Here is a 25,762-nt window from a genome sequence, read left to right as displayed (position 1 = left end):
GCTGACTATGCTGTGCACAATGATCATAATAGGGTTTTAAAGTAAAAAAAAGATGCATTCTATACAGAAATAAGTATAATTCGCTTCCTGGTTGCCATGTGCCAAATGCATCAAACCGACAGATAAAATGTCAAAATGATATAATTTGGACATGCAGCCCAATTCATTTTTACCTCTTGGATTAAGGAACATTCATAATGTTTTCTATGCAGCATATTCAAAATGAGCTTGATATTCAGAATCAAGTAGGACTCCAAACACACAAAGCATCATTCAGATATACCGAGTTAGATATTGAAGGTGAAAGCAAGGCACCTGATTTTACTGGAAAAAAAGCGTTATTATTCATTAGTGTAGGTCAAGCATATCATGAGCAAGGTAAGTTTCTGGCAACAATTGAGTTAGTCAACAAATATGCTTTTCAACAATGTGACATAGTAATGGCCGATACTCTCCAACGCCACAATCATATCGGTCGAATGGGAGTAGAACAAGCGGCTATTTTTTCTAAAGACGCGGGTGACCTTTGGTTAAAGAGAAGTGAATATGCATTAAATAAACTCAATGTTCCTCACACCATCATTCGCTGGGATGAGTTTCTTTTACATAACGAATACGATGCTTTAAAACAAGAGATTGTAACCGCTTATAATGAAAATGAAGACTACAAATCTGCTATTGACGCGAACGTTATGACGTATATAGAAAGACTTTCATTAATCAATCCGGCAACTGATGTAGATACATTGTTTAAACATGGTTTGAATTACCTTATTGAAGAATGTCCTATTGTAATCCCTCTTTGGGCAAAAATGGGATATGACTACATTATCTATCCAAAGCCTTTAACCATTGGTATGGCTAAGACAAGAGAGCTTTTTTTACCTAAAGATCTTAGTGATAAATGCCAATGGATTTACTTACGATTTAAAAAGAAATAGGTGAAAATTGTGTGGTTTCAATGAGAGCATCGATCCAACAAGGCAAGTCACAACTAGCAAGTAGAGGTTTTAATGTCCAGTATTTTTTTAAAGCAAGATGATCAAACTATTTTGTGTGAACGATTTACAAAATTAGTTGAATACGTAGTCAGTAACTTTTCATTTTACAAAGACCATTATCAAAACTTGCTACAAACTAAAGTGAATTCTTTGCAGGATTTAGCCAAATTCCCTCCAATTGATAAAAATACAGACAAAATTGACTTATTGGTTGATCAGGTTCTTAATGATAATCCTCCATCGTATTTTGAAACCAGCGGTACCTCAGGGAATCCTTTTCCTGTCATACCAGATTTAGGCCCAGAGCGTGGAGGAGAGTTTGCAAACTTTATTTTTGACTGGTTATGTTTAGATAAAGATGAAGTCAAAAGGGCGATTATAGCGTTGCCTTTTGAAATGAATCCTATTGGAATCAAATATTTTGCGGGATTAACCAAAGCTGGCATAACGGCGATTCCAGCCGGAGTAAAAACATTGGTTTGCATGCCGCAAAAAGTCATCGATCTTTTTGTGCGATTGAAACCGGAGCTGCTTATCGGTAGACCGTTAGAAACGTTACGTTATGCCCAAGCCATGAGAGAGCAGGGGATTGATCCAAGCCAATCTTCAATTAAAAAGATCATACTAACGGGTGAAATTATTTCTCAAGCTAAGTTTAAACGTATAAGTCAGGAATATGGAAATGCATCGGTGCATGGGGTCTATGGTTTGACGGAGCTTGATAGTGGGGGCTTAGTATCTTGTAGTAATCATCGTTATCACTTGCCTTCAAATCCATATCTGGTTGTTGAACTGCTTAAAGATGATTTTATCACCCCAGTAAAAAATGAAGGTGAAGTGGGCAACATTGTATTAACCAATACAAATATAAATTATATGCCACTCCTTCGATACAAGACAGGGGACTTTGGTACCCTAACTTTAAATTGTGGTTGTGAATACGATACGCCTGTTATCAATGTGCTTGGACGGACTGCAGATTTAGTAACCTGTCCTTCGACTGGTAAACATGTATTTCCGATACAAATTGAAGATATTTTATTTCAACATCAAGAACTAAGCTGTGAGTATCAAATTATTTCTCGAGAAGGATCGATTGAAATTCGAGTTGAATTAGTTTCAAACATGGATGAGTCTGCCAAATTCTCATTGATAGAGCGCTTGAAGACGTCAATCCAAAGTCAATTAGGAATAGAAATAAACTCTATACTTTTATTCAACCCTAATAAGCTTGCCTCCAAACTCGGTGTTGCAAAAACAAAAGCTGGCACGCTCTACAAATTAGCTGGTTTGACGAAGGAAGAAGAGGAAGAGAAACTAAAGATTAATTTTTAACAGTTTGTCTCTGCTAAAAACAAAACGAATCAATAGATCTATTAAACCATTGACTTTTATAGGTGGCCTAAGCGAATGATTAATTGGGAAAAATACAGGAATCTCTTTCCAGTTGTAGCTCAACAAACTTACTTTATGACTGCGGGTGGAGGAGCTATTTCTCAACCTGTCCTTGATGCAATACAAAGCAGATATCAAACAGTTGCTAATATGGGAGGACGGGCATTTGGTGAAAATATACAAATCATGGAAAGATGTCGGGAAAAAATTGCCAAGTTGATTAATGCTGAAAAGGAACATATTGCGTTTATTCCTCATGTTTCTTTCGGAATGAATGCTTTAGCCAACTCTTTGCCAAAGACTGATTCTGTTTTAATAGCAAAAAACGACTTTGGATCATCGGTCATACCATGGACTCAAAGCGGACACACAATTCAGTGGGTTGATTCTTTAAAGGCAATGTTGGATGCATTACAAAACAATACCTTGGATGATGTATCAACGATTGTTGCCAGCTCTATTCATTTTGGTAATGGCTATAAAATGCCAATAGATAAAATTAAGGAAAGCAAGCCTGATGTAAACCTAATAGTCAATGGAACTCAGGGTATAGGTGCTTTTCCAATCGATGTTAAAACGCAAAAAATCGATGCCTTAGTGTGCTCTTGTTACAAATGGATGGGATGTGGCGAAGGTATTGCATTTATGTATATACATCCAGATCTCTTCAAACAACTCAAGCCAAATTTAATAGGTTGGCGTAGTGTTGAAGGTGCAATGAATTTTGATGGGACTTGTAAATTTTATGATTCAGCTCGGATTTTTGAACTAGGTTGGGATAACTTAACCATATTCGCAGGATTTGATGCAGCTCTGGATCTTATTGAGGAAATAGGAATTGAAAATATAGGAAGACGAATCCTCAGTTTAACCAATTATCTAATGGCTCAATTAGAGCAACATAATATTCCTGTTCTATTCAAGCAAGAAGAGCATTATCGCTCGGGAATTACGCTTTTAGGACCTTTTGATAATTTGGGCAGTATAATGAGCTTATTGGAAGAACATAATGTATGGGTAACGCAAAGAGAAGGGGGCATAAGAATATCTTTGCATTACTACAATAATGAGCAGGACATCGATCGTTTAATCGAAGTGTTAACCTCTGTTGTTTAACCCGTTTCTTTAACTTCGCTCTCCTTGCAAAAGTCTTGGGGAGGGGGTGAATAGTCAATTCGTCAATCAATGAGTGGTCATTAACACGCAGTGCAGGTGTTTGAAGTAAGGTTTTTTTGTCAGTCCTGTAAATAGAAAAAATGCTGGAATGGATCTGTAAGACAAAAAATGAACATGATGATCTAAAAGTAATTTCAATTTTTAAAAGTATTAAAATAAGACTGTTGGAGATTCAATTTATCTAATATTTTTTGTGTTTATAAGATATAGTATCAGTAACTAGTGTTGGATGGTTTTAGCGGTATTGGCCTAGAGAAATGAAACTCACAAATGGATTTATAATTCAATGAACACGCATTTTTTTTTGAAGCAAAACATGAACATCAATTTAAACATCATCAAACTTACATTGATTTTGTTTTTTTTGTGTTCAGCCAATCTTGTTAGCGCTTCGATGCAAACAGATATACAAAAGCGCATCAGTGCTATTGAAAAGAGTTCAAATGCTATCATCGGCGTCACAGCTATATATGTTGAAAAGAATAAAGTGATTAGTCATAACGGAAGCCAACGATTTTTTATGGCAAGTACCATCAAGTTACCTATCGCAATTGCTTTATTGCATAGAGTGGATGAAGAAAAGGAGTCATTAAACCGCATAGTCAAATTAAATGCTAAACACTCAGTACCCGGGTCAGGTGTTTTACATTATATGTTTGAAAAAAATGAACTTCGTATCTCCATGAAGCAGATTCTTAAATACATGCTTATTAACAGCGATAATAGTGCCAGTGACGTTGTCTTACAGGCAGCTAAAGGTCCAAGTGCAGTCACAAAGCGTATGTATGCTCTTGGTTTTAAAAACATTGTTATTAATCGTTCAATTATACAAATGCTCATGGATACTAATCATGTTGATCCCGCTTTGTCAAAAAGACCAAGAACGGTTAGTTCATGGAAAAAAGCGTTTAATCAAGTTCCGCTGAAAGAGAAAGCACAAGCTTGGAAGCGGTTTCAAAACGATGTAAGAGATACTACAACACCGGATGATATGGCGAAACTGTTAGTAAAACTTTATAAAGGGGATGTGCTCTCTGAATCAAGTACGAATTTACTATTAAACATAATGGAAAGTTGTCGAACCGGACGCAGTCGTATTCGCGGTTTGCTACCTCCTAGAGTAAAAGTGGCTCATAAAACGGGAACATGGGGCATAGACGAACGAAATTACATTAGATACCCAGGTTCTAAACAGCTTTATCGGTTTACGAGCGATGTAGGAATAATCACCTTACCGAATAAAAAAGGACATATTGCAATTGCCGTTTATATTAAATCCAAAGCAGTAAGCGACTATCCACGAAGTAGGGCAATTGCTCAAATCAGCAAAGCAATCTATGACCATTTTATGAAAGTCTAAACGATTTAGTTATCTATACCTCGATAGATCAACAAGCTTAACCTTGCCTATACTCCACGTCGTGATTCGAGAACTAATCGATAAACAAGCATTGGTTGAGCCAAGAGCTTATCCACGATCGCTGTTTCAAAAATGGTATATAATTATTACTACATATAATCTATGTTTGGAGATCATGATGATCAATCCATTAACCTATACTCCAAAAGGTGATAAGCAAAACTCATCCTATTTCAATGAATACAAGTCAAAAATTTTCGAGAGAAGGATTTCGTCAGGACTTGAAGAGTTATATGGTGATATGGCGGGAGTAGTTGTTCAGGTACAAACTGGTGATGCTCTACCTTATATTAGAGAATTGTATTTTATGACGCCCTATCGTTATGCCAGGAGTTATATCAGTGAAACTCATAAAATCTATTGTTTAATAAATACTAAAGAGAGCCCTGTTTTTATTGTTTTAGAGCCCTTAGATCCCAATTTTAAAGATGATATTACGCGTATCAATAAAATGTATCCTAATTCAAGGGAAAAATACAATGCTCGTTACGTAGGAGAAATCTATAATTGCAAAGACAAAAATGCGATAAAATCCATTCTACAATCCCATGATTTTAATTTTCATGATGAATCATCTGCCGAAAACAAATTTTACAGCGCTAAGCACATTAATTTTACTCGTCTTTCGGATCATACATACAATAGTGTCGGATATATTGACTCTCCTATTTATGATTTTGATGCTCTCGAGCTGGGGCAGCGTTTTTATTTAACTAAAGAGCAACAAAAGCAATTAGATGAGGAAGATCAAATCAGTATAGATAATGGGACTAAACACTTACTAAAAGGTATTGATCACATGGCTACACGGATTTTGGCCGGTGAGCGCGAAGATGCCATTTTAGAATTCTTGTGCCTATCTAAGTATTATTTTTGGGGTGCTTACAACATCATGGATATGAATTCATCGACCAACGTGAATAGAGTTCCACATGGTCATGATATTAAATCTCCTGCAAAGGTATTTACGGCAAATAATACCCCGTTCATGGTCAACTCCTTTGAAAATCTCCCTATGCCAACAGAAGCATTCGTAAGAAACTATGGTCGCAGAATGCATCATATCGCCTATGAAGTAAAAGATGGGGATCATTCTTCAGGACAAAAGAACATTGATTATGTCGTTAGTACTTTACGTGACAAATTCTCTATTGAGTTTCTGGCTAAAGTGTTTGGTTCATGTGGTGACTCACCTGATCTAAAACAAATCTTTTCTAAACATTCAAAATATTCGATCTTAATCACAGAGTATGTAGAGCGCTGTCACAAATTTGATGGATTTTTTACTAAGGACAATGTGGCTGCTCTTACTGAAGCTGCTGGTTTGGATGAAGGCGTTAAGGACCACCGTAGTAAAGGTGGTGGCGTAATTGGTGATTAACAAGGGATATTACATATTGTGTAGATGGTGGCTATGGGTGGACTCGAACCACCGACCTCAGCATTATGAGTGCCGCGCTCTAACCGGCTGAGCTACATAGCCACTGGAGGCGTGATTTTGTCTTTTTCAGGACATTCTGTCAAGACTGTTTTAACAGATTTTTAATTAATTTTTCAATACGATGATTTTTAAGAATAATAAACTGGGCATCAGCAAGTGATACCCAGTTTAAATGGGTTAGATAATTAGCAAATACATTGCACCAGGACCACGCAATACTTGAACTAAAAGCTCTTTGTTTTTTTGTAGAGCTAAGTTTTGTAATGATTTGATGTCTTTTACTGGATGCTTATTGGCTGAAATAATAATATCGCCAGGTCTTAATCCTGCTCTCCATCCTGCGCTTGTTTCTGAAGCACCTACAATTTGAACTCCGATCACATTTCCATGAGGAGGAGATTCTTGTTCAAAATTACGTAAAGACAAGCCATATAGGAATGGATTACTTGATTGCAGCTTTTGCTCATGCTTTTTGATGTCAGTAACTTCAACATTCAGTGTCAGCGGTTTATTGTCCCTAACTATTTGAATTTTAGCGGTCGATCCTGCACGTAAAAGACTAATTGTTGTTTTAACCTGAGTTGCTTGTAAAATTTTGGTGTCGTTGATCTGAGTAATAATATCACCGGCTTTTAAACCAGCAACTTGGGCTGGGGAGTTTTCATTGACTTGAGATACGAGTGCACCTTGAAAGTCTTCAGCATATCCCATTGATTGAGCTAACTCTGGAGTTAAATGCTGTACAAAAATACCCATTAAACCGCGATGGATTGAGCCAAATTGAATAATTTGCTGTGCGACATCCTTTACCATATTGACAGGTATAGCGAAGCCTATACCCACGTTACCGCCATAGGGGGATAAAATCGCAGTGTTGATACCGATGAGTTCACCTTTCGTATTCACTAAAGCCCCACCTGAATTACCTGGGTTTATTGCGGCATCGGTTTGAATAAAGTTTTCTACGCCTTCAATGTTTAGGTCGCTTCGTTTTAAGGCGCTGACAATACCAAAAGTTGCTGATTGGCTATTTCCAAAGCTGTTTAAGCCAAATGGGTTTCCGATTGCGACTACGTAATCACCTACTTCCAATTTGTCTGAATCGCCAATCGGCAGAGACTTTAAATTGGTGGCATCTACTTTTAGTACTGCTAAATCAGTTTCACTGTCGCCGCCTATCAATCGTGCTTTCAATCTTCTACCATCTTGAACAGTGATTGTAATCAAGTTGGCATTACGGATAACGTGATCGTTTGTTATGATAATCCCATTTTTAGGATCGATAATCACTCCCGAGCCAATACTCTCAAATTTTCTACCTTTTTCAGCATTACGAGGAGGTTGCTGAGGCTTGTTATCCTGTTCGTCTTCGCCATTACGCCCTAAAGCTGTAGCATCATTGGGCAAGTAACCTTGTACAGCGACGTTGACTATAGCAGGCATAGTTTGTTTAAGCATGGGGGCAAGGCTTGGCATGCTCTGGTCTTGTGCAGCAAGAGTTACTGTACTAAAAATGAACGCAATCATTGCTATAAGTAATCTGATATGCTTGATCATAATGATTAATCCCGAGGTTGATCGTTAATCCAAATTAAAGTTCCTATTCTACCCGTTTGTTGTTCTCTACGATAGGAAAAAAACTCATTTTTTAACTCAAAAGTACATAAATTTGACTGAAATACATCAGATATCCCATTTTTATTTAATATTTCTTCGGCCATTTTGGGTAAATTGGCTAGCCATTTGTTGTTTTTCGGGGAAAAAGCATTTTTTGTTATCGGGTATTTGTTTGTGAAAGCATCAAAAACTTCGCTGCCCACTTCATAACATTGTTGGCAGATGGCTGGTCCAATCCAAGCCATTAGATCTTGTGGATTACTGTGCATTTTGGATAGGGTGTTTTCTATAATGCCATTGAACAAACCTTTCCAACCAGCGTGAATTGCTGCTACCTCACTTCCATTTGTATTACATACTGTAATTGGTAAGCAATCTGCAGTTAGGATGACTAATGGTTTAAGCGGTACACGAGTAATTGCTGCATCAGCATCTCTGTTAGAATCGATATCAATTTCCACACATACTGTACTGTGAGTTTGCTCTAGCCAGAAGGGCTCAACAGGAAGCTGGAGAAATTGTCTTAACTCGTTTCTATTTGCTAGAACATGTTCGTCCTTGTCTCCAACATGCAAACCTAGATTGTTACCGTGGTAGGGGGCTTGGCTAAAACCATCCAATCTTGTCGTGCATAAAGCGGTTACATTTTGAGGTGCATTCCAATCAGCTTTTCTTATTTTCATAATCTTCATCCATAGTCTTTAGCAGCGTACTGAAATCATCAGGTAAGGCTGCTGTAAATATCAATTTTTTATTGTTTGCGGGGTGTATAAACTCGATCTTTGCAGCATGTAATGCTTGTCGTTTAAATTGTTGTAATGCAATGATAAGCATTTGACTTGCTTGTGCAGGAAAACGAACCCGACCTCCATACAGTGGGTCTCCAACAACAGGGTGTTTGATGTAATTAAGGTGGACTCTGATTTGATGCGTTCTGCCAGTCATCAACTGAACATCCAGCAAAGTGAAATCAAAGTATTGCTTATTGATGGAGTAGTGGGTAATCGCCTCTCGCCCATGATCACAAACGGTCATTTTAAGGCGATTTTTAGGATGTCTTCCAAACCCAGTTTCAATGGTGCTACCAGAAATAATATGCCCATAGACCAGCGTGATGTATTGTCGATTTATCTCTCTGGCTTGCATTTGCTGGGTCAATGAATTGTGGGCTTTCAAATTCTTAGCCACAATGAGTAAGCCAGTAGTGTCTTTATCCAGTCTATGAATTATACCTGCTCGAGCAAGATGCTGGAGAGATGGAGCATGGTGAAGTAATGCATTAACCAGAGTGTGCTCTCTATTGCCGGCTCCAGGATGTACAACCAATCCAGCTTGTTTGTTTATCACTAAAACATCATCATCCTCATAAACAATGTTCAGTGGGATGTTCTCAGGTTTGCATACGTTAAAATCAGGGTTGATTGGCTCAAATTGAACATTGATGCTGATTCGATCTCCTTCCTGAGCCTTATCCTTTGGTTTGTAAGGCTTCTCATTCACTAGGATTGAGTTGCTTTTAATCCATGAGCTAATTTGGGAACGTGAATATTCCGGCATTAGTTCTGACACAACAACATCTAGTCGTTTATTATGCAAGTCTCGGGTTACAGCAAATTGCTTCTGTATATGTTCAATCATTAGATAACGAGCATGTCCACTTCAAGTAGCCGTCCTCTCAGTGAGTTAGGCAGAGCATCAGTAATCTGAACGTCTATAAATTGTCCTATTAAATCTTCTGGGCCTTCAAAATTAACGACTCGATTACATTCGGTGCGTCCTGACAGTTGCTTGCTGTCCTTTTTAGAGAAGCCTGTTACAAGTATGCGCTGTTTACTTCCTATCATGGACTCACTGTAACGTGAAGCATTTATAAGAAGGCGATTTTGTAAGATTTGCAGGCGTTGCTTTTTAACTTCCAATGGTGTGTCATCTGGAAGATTGGCCGCTGGTGTACCAGGTCTTGGACTGTAAATAAAGCTAAAGGAGGTATCAAATCCCATATCATGCACAAGATCCATCGTATCTTGGAAGTCTTTATCGCTTTCGCCAGGGAAACCTACTATGATATCAGTGGATAGACGAATATCAGGACGAACTTTACGAAGTTTGCGAATTTTAGATTTATATTCTAATCCAGTATATCCTCTCTTCATTAAACCTAGAATGCGATCGGAACCACTTTGAACAGGCAAATGCAAATGATTTGCAAGTTCTGGTACTTCCGCAAAGGCATTGATCAAATTATCTGAGAAAGCGAGCGGGTGGGATGTGGTGAATCGAATTCTTCCTATTCCTTCAATCGCTGCTACATAATGGATGAGTAGTGCTAGATCAGCGATATCGCCATTATCCATTTCGCCTCTGTAATCATTGACGTTTTGGCCCAGTAAATTAATTTCTCTGACCCCTTGGCTAGCTAATTGATAACATTCAGCCAGGACATCATCAAATGGTCTACTAATTTCAACCCCTCTTGTGTAGGGTACTACGCAAAAACTGCAATATTTACTACAACCTTCCATAATGGAAACAAACGCTGTTGGACCGTCTGCGCGTGGAGCAGGTAAATGATCAAATTTTTCGATTTCAGGAAAACTAATGTCTACTACTGCTTTTTTCTTTTGCTCTCTTTCTCGGAGTAAGTCAGGCAGTCTATGTAAAGTTTGTGGCCCAAAAACGATATCAACAAAGGGGGCTCTTTTGACAATATCAGCACCTTCTTGACTTGCTACACATCCACCAACACCGATAATCACGTGAGGATTTTTCGCTTTATACTCTCTCCATTGACCGAGTTGTGAAAACACCTTTTCTTGCGCTTTCTCGCGAATAGAACAAGTATTCAATAGTATCACATCAGCCTCTTCAACATTGTCTGTTTTTACGAGACCATGAGAAGCCTGCAATACGTCTGCCATTTTAGTTGAATCGTATTCATTCATTTGGCAGCCATTTGTTTTAATGTATAATTTTTTAACCATATTCTATATTCTATCTTCTGTGCAAATGGCGTTATTATTCCATTAATTAACGCTTTGGCAATAAGTTTCTTTAATTTTTGGCAAAAGCAACAAGGCTACTAACATACCTAATGGTAATATAGAGAGGGCAGTGGTGTAAGCCTCTATTGGGTAATACCTTACTGGACCTACCATTTTTCCATCCCACATTTTATCCAGTATTAATCCAATTAATGGTTGACCAAGTGCGATTCCAATCATGTTCATCATGTTCATGAAGCTCAAACCAGTAGCAACGTATTTTTTATTACATAGTTCTTTAGCAACCGAAAATGCTGGTAAAAATCCCGCAGAAAAAATTCCAAAAAAGAACAGCAATAACTCCATAGCGATTGGAGAGGTAATCGGGGCAAAAATAAAGCCTAAAGAACACAGCAATGCACCTATACAACCTATAAGCATAGGTGGCTTTCTAAGTCCAATACGATTGGAAAAAATACCCCACAGAGGGCTTGCTATAGCCCATCCAATGAATACTAGAGAAATAAAATTTGCGGCTGTTGATTTTTCAATCATCATTTTATTCATCAGGAACGGAACCCCCCAAAGACCACAAAATATAGGGGTAGCCATGTACATTAGCCCACCATAACTAGCAACCAGCCATAATTGTTTATTTTTTATCAGCGCCATGAGACTGGGTATTAGTTGCTCTTCTTCGACAGGATGTACATGCACAGAGGGCTTATAATTTTTGGGTGTATCTCTTGCAATGAGGATCAATAAACCAGCCAATAAAATACCAATGCTGCCCATAATAATCATGCTTTCACGCCAGCCAAAGCTATCGATTAATAGAGCTAGAGGCGCTTCACCACCGATAGCACCTAACATACCAATGGTTACCATGAGTCCTGTCAGTAAAGCAAATTTTGTGGAGTGAAACCAGTTTGCTGCTAATTTCATAGTTCCTACAGCTGCGAAAGCTGATCCAAATCCAATCATTAGTCGTGCAAGGCAGGCCATGAAGAAATTGTTCGTCATTCCAAAAGCAATTGTGCTAATAGCACAAACAAAGGTAGCTATAGTCAGTAAGCGCTGTGGACCAAAGTAATCCATTAGTACGCCACCAGGAAGCTGCATGGCTGCGTAGGAGTAGAAGTATATGCCTGATAAAATCCCAAGGGTTTGGCTTGTTACGGAGAAATCTTTCATTAATTCATGACTCATCACGCTAGGAGAAACTTGAAGTAGACACTCATAAAAGTAGAATAAACATCCTAGGCCCCAAACCACCCATGGCATAATGCGGTCAATATTCGATTTATGTACTGATTGGGTTTGGGTGTTGTAATGACTCATAGTGTTGTTTTTCTCCATATTAGCTCATTTTGCCAGAATCATTAAATCTTGCTAAATTCATGCAAAAGCTTGTTGTGAGAGATTCATTGAAGATGGAATTGTAATTCATCCGGCATAAGTGCGGTATTTTTACTCACAACGTAACTTTGCAGATTACCATATCAATCTATAAAATGCACCATTTAAAATATTAACATTTTGTTTATAAATTGTCTACTTTGGTTGCTTTAATGGGGCTATTTTAGAACTATAGAGATTTGCATTTTCTGCCCCCTTATGGTCGCAGCTCAGTTGATATTGCAATACCGGGCCACGATCGAAGGGGGATAATTAGTGTTCTTTAGGATCATCAGGAGCATCAAGAATCACTAAAGTACCTTTAAATCCACCGCCTGGAACCTCAATAAACTCTTCATTCAACCAGCGTGCATCTTCAATAAACATGCGCACGCATCCATGACTAGCTCTATATCCGGGCACTTCATAACTACCATGTAGTGCATAACCTCTGAAGAAGTGCATGCAGTAGGGCATCAGTGCGCCTCCACTTTCCCCGTTTGCTCTTCTTGGGAATACGGTGGAAATACAATCGATATCTTGTTTACGAATTATTCTAAACTCCCCTGTGGGAGTTGAACAACCACCAGTAACATTACATTGACCAATTCCTGATGAAATAGGTCCCCACCACAGCAACTCACCATCTTCATCGTAGGCTCCCCAAGCGAGTTTCTTTTGGCTAACGTAGATTGTTTTTTCACCTGTTGGTTCAATATAGCGAGGAAATGGTGAGACATCATAGATGGTTAATCGTTCAATGTTTTTAGGAACAGCAATTATCATTCCGGGCTTTAGTCGGATGTTCATGCGATTAATGCGTCGAACAATATCTCGCTCCTCAATATTAGGAAACAAGGATTCCCAACTATCATTATTCTTTGTTTTCATGCAAAAGTAATCGGTGGTATTGCATAGGGTTTCGCCATAACGAGTTTGTGCATAGGAAGTATGCATTTGGAAGAGTAAATATGAAATCATTATTGTAGTTATTCGTTTCATAATGAACCCTATTTGTTCATTTTATAGTATTATCGTCTTTTTTTACCTAAACTTTATTGATTCATAACTGATATAAAGTTATTCCTCTTCTTCCCTTTGGGTGTTAATTGCTTGCCATGCTTGATGAACTTCTGCGAGCAAAATGTTCGCTTGAGCAAGTAGATCTGGATCATTATTTAAATTAGCCTTTAATAAAATGTGCTGTATGTAGTCATACAATTGCTCCAAGTTAGTCGATATTTCTGCTCCCTTCTCATGGTTAAGACTAATTTTTAAACCTTCTATAATACTGATCGCTTTGCCGATATGTTCCCCTTTCTCTTTGACTTGATTTCGTTGAATACTACCTTGAGCCGTTGCAATATGCGATCTTGCGCCTTGAAGTAATAATTCAATAAGTTCATGAGGTGAGGCTGTTTCAATTCGAGTTTGTAATTCGATTGATTTGTATTGGTTAGACGCTTCAAGATATGGATTTTTCATGGTAAGCACCTCTTTTTACTTACTCTTAGATTGGGGTAAATTAGCTAATTGCTGCGTTAAATAGCTACTCGTGCTCTGCATTGATGTTAATAAAATATCAAGAGCGGTAAACTGAGATAAAAAACGACTTTGTAACGTTTTTGTTCGTGCATCAATATCATCTTGTACTTTGCTGAGGCTTTTGACTTGATTATTCAATTGGTCAGTTCGCTGATCAAGGTCACCTTTTGTATCCATGTAGGTTTTTAAAAGTGTATTCAATTGAACGGCGATTCCGTCAGTAACTACAACTTGTCCTCTAGTACCAGTTGATCCCGATAGGATGTTGACCGACAGTCCACTGAGACTGCCACTTCCTGTTAAGGTTACTCCGTCGGTAGATGAGGCAGATAATCCACCGATAGTCCCACTCATGCTTACTCCAGGAGTATATGCAGACAACACCAGACTATAGCTACCTGCTTTTACTGTAGAGTTCACTGAATTTACAACAACTCCAGAGTCAGATGCTTTTGCTGTTTTTGCAAAAAGATTCCCGATGCTTTGGTAGTTATTAGTGAGCGCGGCATTTAATTTGTCTTGCTTCACTTCAAGTAAGCCTTGTTTATTAGTGACTATCCCTAAATCTGCCAAGGAATTAATAGCTCCATTATTCGTGGCTAATTGAGAGGTGGCTAATTTGGTGATGTTCATTTTAAGATTTCTAAATTGTGGGTCTCCTTGAAATACTCCACCTTGTTTTGTCGTCGTATTATAACCCGTTAAATTGGTTAGGAAGGTAACAGTATCATTGTATTGTTTGACAAACTCATTGATTAAAGAGGTCATTTGATCTTTATTGTCATCAACAGCAAATGAAATGGTTTTACCAACCTCGGCCTTTTTTAAATTCAACGTAACACCACTTATCGCATCTTTTACTTGGTTCGTGCTTTGGCTGATAGTGAGTCCATTGATTTTTACTAAACTATTCTGAGCACCAAGGGTTTCAGTTAATGCATTAATTCCAGTTGTTGGATCATAATTTAAGGAGGCAACGGTTCCACTGATCTTCATGGAATAATTTTCGCCTGATTTATTGGAAGTAATTGTAAGCTTTGAGCCCGAGCTGTCCTGTACAATGCTGGCAGTAACTCCTGAATTAGTAGCATTAATGGCATCTCGAACAGCGGCTAAACTATCGTTTCCAGGAGCGATTGTGACATTTATTGCAGCTTCAGAAGCATTCGGAGTAAAGGTGGTTTTCCCGGCATTGTAGGTACCAAATTGTATGGTTAAGGTACCACTTCCAGTATTAGTCATTGTTGTGCTTGCTAAGCTTTGTTGCTGTGCTAATTTTTGAACTTCTACCTGATAGGTTCCTTTAGCAGCCTCTGAACTTAACGTTGCAGATAAGTAGTCTGGATCACTAATGGTTGATTTATAGGTGTAAAATTTACTGAAATCAGATAACTTCGCTAAGGACGCCTGAAAATTAGATAAATAGCTTCTCAATTGACCAACAGCGGATAGGCTAGTATTCACATCTTTTAAGCGATTATCATGTCTTGTTTGCATAGGAGTTATTTCAGCTTGTACTAATGCAGTTACAAGTGATTTTACGTCAAGACCTGATCCTATTCCTGCTGCTGATAAGTCCATCATCTTCCTTATTCGTCGAGTTATTATTTAAAATTAAGCACATAAGTTACAAAATAACAACTAAACTTGTTTGTTTATTGATCCGCTAATAATTTCATCGAGTAAACCTAGTAAATTCAAATATTCGTCAGGTGGCATTTTACGAAGTACTTTATCAGACATTTTATCCGTTACTATGGTTTGTAAAAGGCCGGTGGCTTTATCAAGAACTTGCTTTGTTTCTGCATCAAGAAATGAATGTGACACAGAAATGGGTTTACTGCTTTCACTCGTTTCCTCAGATGAACTAACTGGCTCTGTTTGAGTCACCTGATTGATGGGTTGGATCCTATCTATGTTCATTTCATTACTCCTTATTTATACCCAGAACAGTCCTAGGTATAAATGAATCGAAGTGCAGCTATTGCTGCACTTCGATTGCCACATCCTACCTACCTAACAATGAGAGCACGGATTGGGGAATACTATTTGCCTGTGCCAACATTGCTGTACCAGCTTGTTGTAAGATTTGGTTTTTAGTTAAATTAGCCATCTCCGCAGCGTAGTCAGCGTCTAATATACGACTTCTTGCAGAAGACAAGTTGTCTGATACGTTTTGTAAGTTGGCTATTGTGCTTTCAAAGCGGTTTTGCAAAGCACCCATGTTTGCGCGGTTTGAGTTGATGCTATCAAGAGCCGCATCGATTCTCTTAATCGCTGTGTTAGCTCCACTTGCTGTACTGATGTCTATAGAGTCGACGCCGAGTGAGTCTCTAGCAATGCTAGCAGCAAGACCTATCGTTGCTACTGTACCGCCAATTGTAATTGAGTTTGAAGCACTAACAGTTAATGTACCGCGTAATGCACCATCAAAATCACCCCCAGTTACAGTTAGACCATCTGTACCAGCTGTGAAACCAGTACCACTCTCTGTAACAGTGATGTTTCTACCATCAGCGGCGGTTAATGTCATATCACCACCGTTTAGAGAGGCAATAACACCAGTCTGGTTGCTTACCCCGTTGATGGCATCTCTTAAAGCAGAGTTGCTTAATGCAGTGGCTACGTCTTCGTTGGTGAAGATTGCAACACCGTTAATGGTTAAGTTATAAGTATCTCCAGCTGTACCTCCGATTGCTCCAACAGTTTGATCGCCAGTTGTTGATGCAGTCACTGTTAAACCAGCTACGTTTGCATCATTAATTGCTCTAGCCTTAGCATAAGCAGATGTTGCATCCTGGCCGTTTAATGAGCCAGTGAAGCCAGCTGATGAGTTCACAGTAGTTGCGGCACCACCACCTATTGCTATGGTAATGTCAGTTGCAGCAGCACCAGTCACTTCGTTACCTGTGGATTGTGCAATTCCTCCAATTGAGGATGCTTTAATGCTACCTATACTGAAGGTAATTGTTTGGCTTGCATTAGCACCTACTTGGAAACTAGCATTGGAGAATGAACCATCAAGTATGCGTTGACCGTTAAATTCAGTGTTTTGTGAAATACGGTCTAACTCACTTTGTAATTGTATTACTTCTGCTTGCAATGAAGCACGGTCAGAAGAGTTATTGGTTGAGTTTGCAGACTGTACAGACAATTCACGCATACGTTGCAGAATGTTGGTACTTTCTTGCATAGCACCTTCAGCAACTTGCGCTAGAGAAATACCGTCGTTAGCGTTTCTGACAGCTTGGTTCATACCTCTGATTTGTGAGGTCATGCGTGAAGAAATTGCAAGCCCTGCAGCGTCGTCTTTAGCACTGTTAATTCTTAAGCTAGAAGACAAGCGTTGAATGGAGGTTTGCATTGCACTACCTGACATATTTAAATTACGTTGCGCGATTAACGACGAAACGTTGGTATTAATTACTTGAGCCATTATAAGTCTCCTCAGACCTGAATCCCTGGTTGGGACATTTATTATCCAGTCAATTCATTGTTGTTATGAATTCACTGTACCCAACTCAGTTATCGGATATGGAAAAAAAAACTTTAGACTTGATCTTGATTTTTTCACAAAAGAGGACTTTGAAAACTTTAACGGCAATATGTAGAGAGAGTATGGAATTAAACGTTTAATAATGAGAAAATACCTGCATTTGCAATAAGATAGGTTTCACAGTATGAGTTGGCTAAAAAAATTACTACCCTCCAGAGTGAGAACAGAAACTACTCAAAAAAAAGGGGTTCCTGAAGGTCTTTGGGTCAAGTGCTTAGGATGTAACGAAGTACTCTACAGCACTGAACTTGCAAAAAACTTAATGGTTTGTCCTTCTTGCAGTTTTCATCATCGAATTAACGCCAGATTGCGTATTGCACAATTTCTTGATGAGACAGGGCAAGAGGAAATTGCTGCTCATCTTGAGCCCATTGATCGATTAAAATTTAGAGACTCCAAAAAATACAAAGATAGAATTTCTCAAGCTCAAAAAACCACTGGTGAAAAGGAGGCTTTAATCGTTGTTAAAGGGACTCTCATGCAACAGCCGGTCGTTGTGAGTTCATTTGAGTTTAATTTTATGGGTGGCTCGATGGGGGCTACCGTGGGTGAAAAATTTGTTAGAGCCATTAACATTGCGACGGCTGAAAAACGCCCATATATTTGCTTTACAGCAAGTGGTGGAGCTCGAATGCAAGAGGGTTTATTCTCGCTTATGCAAATGGCAAAAACTTCCGCTGCCCTGGCGAAGTTTTCCGAAACAGGTCTGCCTTTTATTGTTGTGTTAACAGACCCTACTATGGGTGGTGTTTCAGCTAGTTTTGGTAGCCTCGGGGATGTAATTATTGCTGAGCCCAATGCTTTAATTGGATTTGCAGGCCCTAGGGTTATTGAGCAAACGGTTAGACAATCATTACCTGAAGGTTTTCAAAAAAGTGAGTTTTTGTTGGAACATGGTCATATCGATATGATAGTGGACCGTAAAAACCTAAGACCAACCATTGCTGAATTAGTGTCTAAACTCACTCATCAAGTATTAGGGAATGCTGTAGCCTAAAATGCAAAAAAAGTGGGTGGTTAGTGACTGGTTAAAGTACCTTGAAACTCGTCACAGTCAAGAAATTCAACTAGGATTAGACCGTATTCGGAAGGTGGCTGAAAATCTTGGTTTAAATCACCCAACAGCTAAAGTAATTACTGTTGCGGGAACAAATGGTAAAGGTTCTACAGTTTCAGCACTAGAGGCGGTATACACCCAAGCTGGTTATCATGTTGGTGCCTATACTTCACCCCATTTGCTCGTATTTAATGAGCGAATTCGCGTAAATACTCAGATGATCTCTGATGAGGAGCTTTGTCAAGCATTCCTGCATATAGAACTCAACCGTAAAGATACTCCACTCACTTATTTCGAAATGACTACCTTAGCCGCATTATGGCATTTCAAACAATGTGATTTGGACCTTGTTATTCTTGAAGTAGGACTTGGGGGTAGGTTGGATGCTACGAATATTATTGATAATGATCTTGCGATTATTACAACCATCGATTTTGACCATCAGGAATTCTTAGGAAATACGATTGAAAAAATTGCCAGCGAAAAAGCCGGCGTCATAAAAATGGGTAAGCCAATTATTTATGCTGATGAGAGCCCTGCTAAGAGCATCCTCGAGGCAGCACAGCAAATGAAATCAAAACTCTTAGTGTATAACCAAGATTATTTTATTGAGGAGGGAGATGCTGATTGGGGCTATAAGTACTGCGAGACGGTGTACGAGCAGTTACCTAAACCAAACATTCAGTTAAAGTCAGCTGCTGCAGCACTTTCAGCGGTAAATTTGTTACAAAATGACCTGCCCATTGAGCAAAAACACATAACAGCAGCATTAAAGTCATTGTCTGTTCCTGGACGCTTGCAATTCGTTAAAGGAGAAGTGAGTTATTTATTTGATGTATCGCATAATGCCCAATCAGTTCGATTATTGGCAGAAAAACTCACTGGCTTAAAGTGGCCTAATAAAATTCATGCAGTGTTTTCAGCGTTAAAGGATAAAGATCTGCCTTCTTTAATTTTTCCTTTAAGGGATTGTGTTGATCACTGGTATCCTGCACAATTAGATAACAAACGAGCTGCTAGTCCGGAGTCTATATTGGCCGCTTTTAAAGATGCAGAAATTGTAGTAAAAACTTGTTATAATAGCCCAACTTCTGCTTTTGAATTTGCGTTACACCAAGCAGTCAGGGGGGACTTGATTGTTATTTATGGTTCATTTTATACGGTAAGTCAGGTCATGACAGCACAAACAGAATTTATGGGGTAAAGGAGAATCAATGAAACTAGTAATGGATGAAAAAGTGAAACATCGCTTGGTTGGTATAGCCGTTATTATTTCATTGGCAGCGATTTTTGCTCCTGCCTTGATAAAAAAATCCAATCAGGGTCCTGAAGGTAACTTTTCGGTCAATGTTAAACTACCGCCGAAGCCGTTGCCACCAGATGTTGTGGTTACAGATGAACAAGAAGTTTTCAAAACCATAAAGGTGTCCAAGGCGGAGATCCCTTCGGAGGGGCAACATGACGAGCTTCCAAGATTGGTCAGTGCTGAGCCAATTAGTACTGCTCCTGTTAGAGCAAGCAGTACCAAAGCATTAGCTGAAGAAAGGAATATCAAGAAAACTGTTTTTTCTTCAAGTTCCAGTACATTAGCAATTAATACTGCCGCAAAATCTAAGGCAAAGCAAACTGTTGCAATAGCAGCTAAAAAAACTACAACACCAAAAAATATTGTGGCTAAAGTAGATAAACCTAAACCAGTGGCTAAGGTAAGCAAGGCAGCATCAAAATCGACTCCTAAGCCAGCTAATAGAGCTTTAGCTAAGCAGGACGTTTATGCCTTACAGTTGGCCTCATTTTCACAAGTTGCTAACGCACAATCGCTAGTGAATAGATTGCGAAGCAGAGGTTATAAAGCGAGCTTCATTAAAACGACTAGTAGAACAGGTCCTATGTACAAAGTCTTCGTAGGCCATTCTCCTGACAGAAACCAAGTTCTAAAATTAAAAACTCAATTGTCTCAAGCCATGCAATTGAATGGCTTTATTGTGAACACCGGAGTTAGTTAATTATGCCATTGCAATGGGTTGATATAGCTATTGTCTCTGTAATTGCTTTGTCTGTATTGACTGGACTATTTAGGGGCTTTGTTAAAGAGCTAGTCGCATTATGTGTATGGATTTTAGCGATTTGGTTAGGCTTTCACTACTCGCAAAGTCTTGATCCATGGCTCAGTGCATATGTTGAAGAAAAATCAATTAGAACAGCTATAGCATTTATCATTATTTTGTTTGGTACTTTGCTAGCGGGTGGTATCGTTAATGCTTTTTTAAGCTTCATTTTAAAACGCGCAGGTTTGAGTGGAACGGACAGAACTCTGGGTATGGGGTTTGGTTTCCTGCGAGGCGTTTTTATCGTTGCATTAATTATGGTTGCCGTGAAAATGACCTCATTGCCGTACCAGGAATACTCTCAAAAATCGAAACTCTATGCGCGTTTTGATCCTGTTGTGGACTTGCTCTATAGTCATTTACCTGAGTTTATTAAGCAAGTTAAAGCAGTGGATCAAACAGAGAATATTATTGATACAGTCCCTGCAACTTAATGTAATCATGTACTTCTTTGGGTATTTCGTAAGACACTAAATCAGCATTAGATTTTAGTAAATGTCTAATCGCTGAAGAAGATAGATCATAGTTCCCAGCATCATAAAACTGAATGATACCTGATTTTGATTCCACTATGTTCGCAAGATCGTCTTGCCTGTGATTCTTTAAAAGAATTTCTAATTTTTCAGGTAATTTTTCGTTAGAATACTGATTACGATTGATGACTAAGAGATTAGCAAGCGAGATTAATGCCTCCCATTGATGCCATTTTGGTAAACTTAAGAAAGCATCATAACCAACTATTAACGTTAGTGAGGCATCCTGATGGTCATCTCTAAAACTAGTTAAAGTGTCAACCATGTAGGAAGGTGAGGAGCGTTCAATTTCACGCGTATCAATTTTGAATTGAGGATAGGGTTTGATTGCTAAATCGAGCATATCAAGTCGTTGTTGGGGAGAAGCTATGGATTCTGCTTTAATAGTTGGGCTTTTACAAGGAACAAAAAAAAAGGCATCGAATTGATAATGTGACTGAACAGAAAGGCTTGTTTTGATATGTCCATTATGGACTGGATCAAAAGCACCACCAAAAAGAGCTATACTGTACATGCATCACCTATTAGCTTACCCATACAAAGAGAAAGAAATAAAACGTCCAAACCATTCCACACTTGCTGACCATGACCAGACTTAATGCGATTATCAAGAATGCAGCAATAATGGTGTAATTGCCGTAAAGTAGACATATTTAGACGTTGCAAAGCTATCTGGTAAAGATTTATGCGTTGAGTCCATATATTCAATTCACCACAGGCTTTACGAAAATCCATTGACCTCTTTGTTGTAAGGAATTGCAATTGCATAAGAGTTCTAATTTCTTGTGTAAAAAGCCATAGGACAAGTGTAGCTTCAGTTTTGTTGTTTGCTGATTGTTTTAAAATAGGAATACCTTTGTCTACTTGACCTGCTAAGCAGATTTCGACTAGCTCAAAAAGGGAATAATCGCATTGGTCTGCCAACTGCTCCGAGGTCTCCTTGAGCGTAAGCATGCAGTTCGAGTTATGAGCCAAGGATAGTCTTTCGATAACCTGTGCAGCAGCATGCATGTTGCCCTGTGTGTATTGGTGGATTAGTTCAGGTACATTGTTTTCAAATTGAAATGTTTTCGCTAATAACTCTTGGCTAATCCACTTTTTCATGGCATCTGGGGACAAGGATTGTGCAACAACGACTAATACATGATTGTTATTTGCTAGCCATGATAATTGCTTTGAATTTAGGTTGACAGCTTTTAGGATAATAGTGCAGCGCGGGTTGATAGAGTTTAGGTATTCATTAATTTGCTTTTTACCCGAACTATCAAGAGTCTTTTTATCGTAGTTAGCGATGATAATAACTTTGTCATAAAACAAGGAATAATGATTCGCTTCTTGCACAAGATTATTCCAATCTTCTGGCGACTGAATGCTTAGGTTTTTTACATCACAGCTCGCTAATTGATGTAGGGTAGATTTTAAAGTAACAATTGATTCTTCAATAAGATAAATATCCTGGCCTATGATAATATTCACAGGGTATATCTTCTTCTGTAGGTGAGACCTCAGCATTTGCTGATTTATTTGCATTATTTTAGCGGCTCAAACGATTTAAAATTTGAATCACAGCATCTCTTCGCATTTCACTTACCAAAATCATTTCCTCCTCATTTGAGCCTAAGATACGATCGTTATTTACAGTAAGTTGTCGGTTTATAATAACATTTCGTCTAGGTTTTATTATGTCACCTTTAGGGGTTTGTAATAAATACCCAACGGTTAAAATGAGCTGATATTGCCTTGGATTGGTGCTTGCGCCTACACTAACAATTTGTTGTTGTACACTGACATTGCTAATGACCAACCAATACTTTGCAGTGGCTGGATCTGGGTTAACTTCAATGTTATACCCTTCAAGAATGGTATTGAGTAAAGAGATAAGCTCTTTATTCCCATCGTTTGAAATAATAGTGATGTTATTCAACCACTGCGGAATTTCTGAAACCCCACGTAGATGATATCCACACCCAACAAGAAATAGAAGCAGTGGGGATATCAATAGGGCTACAAAACGTTTCATTTAACCAATAACCAAATTGATCAATTGCCTGTGTTGCACAACAATTGCCTTTTTAATGGTTTGATTCGCTATAAAGTTATGAGCATGTTTTTTTGCTTCAGCGATTAGTTCGTCTTCGGAAGCATCTACACTTGCAGTAAACTGAGCTCTTAACTTACCATTGACCTGTACCACAAAATCCACTTCGTCTGTCTTAAGCGCGCTCTTATCTACTTTAGGCCATGGTGTATCAATTATAATCTTCTCAAAGCCCAATTGTTGCCATAAATGATGACAAATATGAGGCGTAATTGGAGCTAGAAGCCTTAGCAAGATGCTAATGCTTGAATGAATAAAAAATTTATCGGTTTCCGTTTCAATCGAATAGTCTGTTATTTCATTAAATAACTTCATGCAACCTGATACGACTGTATTGAATTGATTTCGCTCATAATCGTGGCTTGCTTGAGCTAAAATTTGATGCACGATATGCCTTGATTTTTTTAAACGAGCATCTGTGTTTTGCCAATCCACATTGCCATTACCACTGAGTATGCAATCATTAATGTCAATAAGCATCTCTAAGTGCTGATGACAGAACGCCCAAATTCGCTTAAGAAAACGATGTGCACCTTCTACTCCTGAATCCGACCATTCCAGGGATTGATCAGGCGGTGCTGCAAACATGACGAATAGGCGAGCTGTGTCTGCACCATAGGTATTGATGAGATTATTAGGATCAACCACGTTACCAACTGACTTGGACATTTTATGTCCATCTTTTAGAACCATGCCTTGTGTTAAGAGAGCTGTAAATGGTTCATCTGAATTCACCAATCCTTCATCGCGCATTAATTTATGAAAAAAACGAGCGTACAATAAATGCATCACTGCGTGCTCAATACCTCCTATGTATTGATCCACAGGAGTCCAGTATTTTGCTCTATCATCTAGCATTGCATTTTCTTGTCCTTTGCAGGCGAATCGGGCGTAATACCAAGATGATTCAACAAATGTATCAAAAGTATCTGTTTCCCTAGATGCATCTTGACCGCATTTTGGACAAGAAACATTAACAAATTCTTTGCATTGAGCTAGTGGTGATCCAGAGCCGGTAAAATCAACGTTTTCAGGTAGAATAACGGGTAAGTCTTCATCAGCAACTGGCACCGTACCACACTGTTCGCAAATAATCATCGGAATCGGAGCACCCCAGTAGCGTTGTCTGGATACCCCCCAATCGCGAAGACGATAATTGATCGTTGCTTTTCCTGAATCGTGTTCTTCAAGGTAATTGGTTATGGATTCAATTGCCTGCATGGAAGTTAAGTCATTAAATTGTTCCGAATTAATCAGTGTTCCTTCACCAGTGTATGCGGATTTATCAAAGTCATGATCAATTTCTAGCGGTTTTATCACTTGAATAATGGGTAACTGATATTTTTTAGCAAATTCCCAGTCCCGTTGATCATGTGCTGGAACCGACATTACTGCTCCAGAGCCATATTGCATCAAAACAAAATTGGCTACCCAAATAGGTATCTCTTTACCTGTTATTGGGTGGATAGCCAATAAATCTGTAGCAATCCCTCTTTTCTCCATGGTTGCAAGTTCAGCTTCAGCCATTTTTGTACCTTGGCAACTATCCAGAAAAGCTTGTACGTCAGCGTTTCTTGACGCGGCTTCTTTAGCCAATGGGTGATCTGTTGCTACAGCAAGATAGGTAGCTCCGAATAAAGTATCGGGTCTTGTTGTGTAAATTTTAAGTCTTTTTGAGTGTTTTTTAACATTAAAATAGATTTCAGTACCTATGGATTTTCCAATCCAATTTCTTTGCATTTGTTTGACTTGGGCTGGCCATTCATCCAATAAATCTAATGAGCTTAATAACTCATCGGCGTAGGCGGTAATTTTAATAAACCATTGCGCAATTTCTTTACGCTCGACTAAAGCACCAGATCTCCATCCTCTACCATCTACAACTTGCTCATTCGCTAAGACAGTTTGATCAACGGGGTCCCAGTTTACAATAGAGTTCTTTTTATAAACCAAGCCCTTTTCAAATAAACGAATAAAAAACCATTGTTCCCAACGATAATATTCGGGGTCACAGGTAGCAATTTCACGTTTCCAATCATAGGCATTTCCTAGCCGTAGAAATTGCTCTTTCATTGCTGCAATATTCTTTTTAGTCCATTGTGCCGGTGGAATTTTATTTTTAATTGCTGCATTTTCGGCAGGTAGTCCAAAAGCATCCCAACCTATAGGTTGCAGAACATTTTTTCCTAGAGCTCTTTGATAGCGAGCAATAACATCACCCAATGTGTAATTTCGAACATGCCCCATGTGCAATGTTCCACTTGGATATGGAAACATGGATAAACAATAGAATTTTTCTTTGTTTAGATCTTCAGTAACGCTAAATGATTGTTTTTTATTCCAATATTGTTGAGCTTGTTCTTCAACTTCTTGGGGGCGATAGATATTATCCATAGTCCAAATAAATTAATAACACAGAATCGCTAAGAATACCGC

The 25,762-nt window shown here is 38.6% G+C and carries 23 protein-coding genes and 1 tRNA gene; 9 read left to right on the top strand and 15 right to left on the bottom strand.

The features are described 5' to 3' along the window. Positions 1-197 precede the first annotated feature (197 nt). From Lwal_RS04190 to Lwal_RS04170, 5 genes are all read left to right on the top strand, one after another. Positions 198-941, top strand: coding sequence for a hypothetical protein (locus Lwal_RS04190; protein ID WP_058479663.1), 744 nt, complete (start codon positions 198-200; stop codon positions 939-941). Between the two features lie 72 nt (positions 942-1,013). After that, entirely contained in the window at positions 1,014-2,336 is a 1,323-nt protein-coding gene (locus Lwal_RS04185; RefSeq protein ID WP_058479662.1) for a phenylacetate--CoA ligase family protein, read from the top strand. Positions 2,337-2,411: 75 nt separating this feature from the next. Next, positions 2,412-3,512, top strand: a complete 1,101-nt coding sequence (locus Lwal_RS04180; protein ID WP_058479661.1) for an aminotransferase class V-fold PLP-dependent enzyme — start codon at positions 2,412-2,414, stop codon at positions 3,510-3,512. Positions 3,513-3,858: 346 nt separating this feature from the next. Then, positions 3,859-4,932, top strand: coding sequence for a class A beta-lactamase (bla, locus tag Lwal_RS04175; protein ID WP_193787210.1), 1,074 nt, complete (start codon positions 3,859-3,861; stop codon positions 4,930-4,932). A gap of 178 nt (positions 4,933-5,110) precedes the next feature. After that, positions 5,111-6,373 (top strand): hypothetical protein, encoded by a 1,263-nt coding sequence (locus tag Lwal_RS04170; RefSeq protein WP_058479660.1) that lies wholly within the window; start codon positions 5,111-5,113, stop codon positions 6,371-6,373. 25 nt (positions 6,374-6,398) lie between these two features. Here Lwal_RS04170 and Lwal_RS04165 read toward each other — a convergent pair. The 11 genes from Lwal_RS04165 to Lwal_RS04115 form a co-directional block, all read right to left on the bottom strand. Then, a tRNA-Met gene (locus Lwal_RS04165) sits at positions 6,399-6,475 on the bottom strand. 135 nt (positions 6,476-6,610) lie between these two features. Continuing rightward, on the bottom strand, positions 6,611-7,990 hold the full coding sequence (locus Lwal_RS04160; protein WP_058479659.1) for a Do family serine endopeptidase: 1,380 nt from the start codon (positions 7,988-7,990) through the stop codon (positions 6,611-6,613). A gap of 5 nt (positions 7,991-7,995) precedes the next feature. Continuing rightward, entirely contained in the window at positions 7,996-8,733 is a 738-nt protein-coding gene (gene pgeF, locus Lwal_RS04155) for a peptidoglycan editing factor PgeF (RefSeq protein ID WP_058479658.1), read from the bottom strand. Then, positions 8,714-9,688: a 23S rRNA pseudouridine(1911/1915/1917) synthase RluD gene (gene rluD, locus Lwal_RS04150; RefSeq protein ID WP_058479657.1), complete on the bottom strand. Its 975-nt coding sequence runs from the start codon at positions 9,686-9,688 to the stop codon at positions 8,714-8,716. Before rluD ends, pgeF begins: the two co-directional genes overlap by 20 nt. After that, positions 9,688-11,031, bottom strand: coding sequence for a tRNA (N6-isopentenyl adenosine(37)-C2)-methylthiotransferase MiaB (miaB, locus tag Lwal_RS04145; protein ID WP_058479656.1), 1,344 nt, complete (start codon positions 11,029-11,031; stop codon positions 9,688-9,690). The genes rluD and miaB overlap by 1 nt, the downstream gene beginning before the upstream one ends. A 42-nt stretch (positions 11,032-11,073) precedes the next feature. Beyond that, the gene (locus Lwal_RS04140; RefSeq protein ID WP_058479770.1) at positions 11,074-12,372 is read right to left on the bottom strand and encodes an MFS transporter; all 1,299 of its coding nucleotides are present in this window, start codon (positions 12,370-12,372) and stop codon (positions 11,074-11,076) included. Positions 12,373-12,702: 330 nt separating this feature from the next. Next, positions 12,703-13,431, bottom strand: coding sequence for a L,D-transpeptidase (locus tag Lwal_RS04135; RefSeq protein WP_058479655.1), 729 nt, complete (start codon positions 13,429-13,431; stop codon positions 12,703-12,705). Between the two features lie 78 nt (positions 13,432-13,509). Beyond that, positions 13,510-13,914: a flagellar export chaperone FliS gene (gene fliS, locus Lwal_RS04130; RefSeq protein WP_058479654.1), complete on the bottom strand. Its 405-nt coding sequence runs from the start codon at positions 13,912-13,914 to the stop codon at positions 13,510-13,512. 15 nt (positions 13,915-13,929) lie between these two features. Next, positions 13,930-15,555: a flagellar filament capping protein FliD gene (gene fliD, locus Lwal_RS04125; protein ID WP_058479653.1), complete on the bottom strand. Its 1,626-nt coding sequence runs from the start codon at positions 15,553-15,555 to the stop codon at positions 13,930-13,932. 60 nt (positions 15,556-15,615) lie between these two features. Beyond that, positions 15,616-15,897, bottom strand: a complete 282-nt coding sequence (locus Lwal_RS04120; protein ID WP_058479652.1) for a hypothetical protein — start codon at positions 15,895-15,897, stop codon at positions 15,616-15,618. 85 nt (positions 15,898-15,982) lie between these two features. After that, positions 15,983-17,410 (bottom strand): flagellin N-terminal helical domain-containing protein, encoded by a 1,428-nt coding sequence (locus Lwal_RS04115; protein ID WP_058479651.1) that lies wholly within the window; start codon positions 17,408-17,410, stop codon positions 15,983-15,985. Positions 17,411-17,654: 244 nt separating this feature from the next. On the opposite strand from Lwal_RS04115, the gene accD reads away from it, so the two are divergent. The 4 genes from accD to Lwal_RS04095 are packed head-to-tail and all read left to right on the top strand — an operon-like array spanning position 17,655 to position 21,129. Further along, on the top strand, positions 17,655-18,527 hold the full coding sequence (gene accD, locus Lwal_RS04110) for an acetyl-CoA carboxylase, carboxyltransferase subunit beta (RefSeq protein ID WP_058479650.1): 873 nt from the start codon (positions 17,655-17,657) through the stop codon (positions 18,525-18,527). Position 18,528: 1 nt separating this feature from the next. Beyond that, a complete protein-coding gene (gene folC / locus Lwal_RS04105) occupies positions 18,529-19,791 on the top strand; it encodes a bifunctional tetrahydrofolate synthase/dihydrofolate synthase (protein WP_058479649.1) in 1,263 nt (420 codons plus the stop codon). A 10-nt stretch (positions 19,792-19,801) separates the two neighbouring features. Next, a complete protein-coding gene (locus Lwal_RS04100) occupies positions 19,802-20,593 on the top strand; it encodes an SPOR domain-containing protein (RefSeq protein WP_058479648.1) in 792 nt (263 codons plus the stop codon). 2 nt (positions 20,594-20,595) lie between these two features. Then, entirely contained in the window at positions 20,596-21,129 is a 534-nt protein-coding gene (locus tag Lwal_RS04095) for a CvpA family protein (protein WP_058479647.1), read from the top strand. Here the strand turns inward: Lwal_RS04095 and nadD are convergent. Genes nadD through leuS form a run of 4 tightly spaced genes read right to left on the bottom strand, consistent with a single transcriptional unit; the run spans position 21,104 to position 25,720 of the window. Beyond that, positions 21,104-21,742 carry a nicotinate-nucleotide adenylyltransferase gene (gene nadD / locus Lwal_RS04090; RefSeq protein ID WP_058479646.1) on the bottom strand — a complete coding sequence of 213 codons (639 nt, stop codon included), beginning with the start codon at positions 21,740-21,742 and terminating at the stop codon, positions 21,104-21,106. The genes Lwal_RS04095 and nadD overlap by 26 nt on opposite strands. Next, the gene (gene holA, locus Lwal_RS04085) at positions 21,730-22,704 is read right to left on the bottom strand and encodes a DNA polymerase III subunit delta (protein ID WP_231951033.1); all 975 of its coding nucleotides are present in this window, start codon (positions 22,702-22,704) and stop codon (positions 21,730-21,732) included. The genes nadD and holA overlap by 13 nt, the downstream gene beginning before the upstream one ends. A gap of 58 nt (positions 22,705-22,762) precedes the next feature. Continuing rightward, complete coding sequence (locus Lwal_RS04080; protein ID WP_058479644.1) at positions 22,763-23,248, bottom strand: LPS-assembly lipoprotein LptE; 486 nt, start codon at positions 23,246-23,248, stop codon at positions 22,763-22,765. Further along, positions 23,249-25,720, bottom strand: coding sequence for a leucine--tRNA ligase (leuS, locus tag Lwal_RS04075; protein WP_058479643.1), 2,472 nt, complete (start codon positions 25,718-25,720; stop codon positions 23,249-23,251). Positions 25,721-25,762: the final 42 nt, after the last annotated feature.

Origin of the sequence: Legionella waltersii (assembly GCF_001468085.1) — a bacterium.
Classification (GTDB): domain Bacteria; phylum Pseudomonadota; class Gammaproteobacteria; order Legionellales; family Legionellaceae; genus Legionella; species Legionella waltersii.
The sequence above is the reverse complement of the archived record's forward strand: the minus strand, read 5'-3'. Positions and strand labels throughout refer to the sequence as shown.